11 tRNA genes and 1 other annotated feature are annotated in these 1,859 nt (G+C 47.6%); all 11 genes read right to left on the reverse strand.

The features are described from left to right. Window positions 1-285: 285 nt before the first annotated feature. Window positions 286-371, reverse strand: a tRNA-Leu gene (locus tag SALPA_RS03800). A gap of 14 nt (window positions 372-385) precedes the next feature. After that, window positions 386-471, reverse strand: a tRNA-Leu gene (locus tag SALPA_RS03805). Window positions 472-477: 6 nt separating this feature from the next. Then, window positions 478-554 (reverse strand) — tRNA-Ile (locus SALPA_RS03810). A 5-nt stretch (window positions 555-559) separates the two neighbouring features. After that, window positions 560-644: transfer RNA gene (locus SALPA_RS03815), tRNA-Tyr, on the reverse strand. A 3-nt stretch (window positions 645-647) separates the two neighbouring features. After that, window positions 648-723: transfer RNA gene (locus tag SALPA_RS03820), tRNA-Thr, on the reverse strand. A gap of 6 nt (window positions 724-729) precedes the next feature. Further along, window positions 730-806 (reverse strand) — tRNA-Arg (locus SALPA_RS03825). A gap of 69 nt (window positions 807-875) precedes the next feature. Beyond that, window positions 876-952: transfer RNA gene (locus tag SALPA_RS03830), tRNA-Asp, on the reverse strand. Window positions 953-1,023: 71 nt separating this feature from the next. Continuing rightward, window positions 1,024-1,099, reverse strand: a tRNA-Val gene (locus SALPA_RS03835). An 11-nt stretch (window positions 1,100-1,110) separates the two neighbouring features. Continuing rightward, window positions 1,111-1,185: transfer RNA gene (locus SALPA_RS03840), tRNA-Glu, on the reverse strand. A gap of 11 nt (window positions 1,186-1,196) precedes the next feature. Next, window positions 1,197-1,287, reverse strand: a tRNA-Ser gene (locus SALPA_RS03845). Window positions 1,288-1,486: 199 nt separating this feature from the next. After that, window positions 1,487-1,562: transfer RNA gene (locus SALPA_RS03850), tRNA-Asn, on the reverse strand. Window positions 1,563-1,767: 205 nt separating this feature from the next. Further along, window positions 1,768-1,851, reverse strand: a sequence feature (23S ribosomal RNA rRNA prediction is too short). Between the last annotated feature and the right edge of the window lie 8 nt (window positions 1,852-1,859).

Here is a 1,859-nt window from a genome sequence, read left to right on the forward strand (position 1 = left end):
AGGATCAAACTCTCCAATAAAGATTTTTATTGAAGCCATTTGTTGGCTCTATAAATCAAATTAAGAAATTGTTTTTGGTTGTACTATCAAATGAAATTGCTTCGCTTTCGCTTGCAATGACCTTGGTAGTACGCACGCACATCTGGCTTTTTTGATGCATTACTTACATTGTTCAGTTTTCAGGGAACGTTTTGTCACTCGTCTCAGATAAACTATAATAATAGCATTTTAATTTGTTTATGTTAATACTATTATGTACTTAAAAAACTTGGTTCTCTGCTTAAATGGTGCGGTAGAATGGATTTGAACCATCACGAGGTTGCCCCCACCAGCCCCTCAAGCTGGCGCGTCTGCCGTTCCGCCACTACCGCGCAAATTATAAAAATGGTGCGGCCGAGTGGATTTGAACCACCACGAGGTTGCCCCCACTAGCTCCTGAGGCTAGCGCGTCTGCCGTTCCGCCACGGCCGCATTATTTGGTGGATCTACTAGGATTCGAACCTAGGACCAGTCGGTTATGAGCCGAATGCTCTACCAAGCTGAGCTATAGATCCGTAAATGGTGGAGGGAGGTGGATTCGAACCACCGAAGTCGAAGACGGCAGATTTACAGTCTGCTCCCTTTAGCCACTCGGGAATCCCTCCGGATGGAGCTGGCGAGAGGAATTGAACCCCCAACCTGCTGATTACAAGTCAGCTGCTCTACCAATTGAGCTACGCCAGCATTAGATGGCGACCCCGGCAGGATTCGAACCTGCGACCTTTTGATTCGTAGTCAAACGCTCTATCCAGCTGAGCTACGGAGTCATATTCGCTTCGTTCGTCATTCGCTTTTTTCGAGCGTTTGAACAAACGAGCATCGAGCTATAGAGAAGATGGCGACCCTGAACGGATTTGAACCGTCGATCTCCGCCGTGACAGGGCGGCATGTTAGACCGCTACACCACAGGGCCGCATTATTCGATTTTCGACTTTAGATCTTCGATGTTCAATTTACCGAATGTCTAGTGTCGAATATCGAGATTGGTGGGCGATGACGGGATCGAACCGCCGACATCCTGCTTGTAAGGCAGGCGCTCTCCCAGCTGAGCTAATCGCCCGATAAATAGATTGGTGACCCGTGGGGGAATCGAACCCCCGTTATCGCCGTGAAAGGGCGGTGTCTTAACCGCTTGACCAACGGGCCAAAAAATTGGATGGCGGAGTGGGTGGGATTTGAACCCACGCAGGCCTCACGACCTCTAACGATTTAGCAAACCGTCCTCTTCAGCCACTTGAGTACCACTCCAAATTGGCTCCTCGAGTAGGACTCGAACTAGCGACCAATCGGTCAACAGCCGAGTTACGACAGTTGATAGCATCCCCTCTGCGTTGTTGTCAGTCCGGGCGTTCCCTCCGACGTACTTCCCAGTACGACTACGGTCACGTCCTCCTTCCGCCTAGCATATGGAATACTCTGAACTGTCTGAGCCTTATGCTGAGTTAATTGGCTCCTCGAGTAGGACTCGAACCTACGACAAATCGGTTAACAGCCGATTGCTCTACCAACTGAGCTATCGAGGAATATGTTGTTTGCTCAAGGAATTATATCTTATCATATCTACTTGTTATTTTCAACATGTATTTTTTGGTAAGATAGGTTGTTCCCTAAAAACTTCACAGAAGAAAGTTACGCATTTAGGACTAATCTATTAGTTCGTTATCTTCATTCGTTGCTCATTCGAACACTCGAACTTCGATCACCGAACCTCGAATATAAGTCAAGTCCTCGGCCTATTAGTACCAGTCAGCTGCATGGATTACTCCACTTCCACATCTGGCCTATCTACCTTGTAATCTACAAGGGGCCTTACTTCTTTC

The organism is Sporomusa sp. KB1 (assembly GCF_007830295.1).
Lineage (GTDB): Bacteria > Bacillota > Negativicutes > Sporomusales > Sporomusaceae > Sporomusa.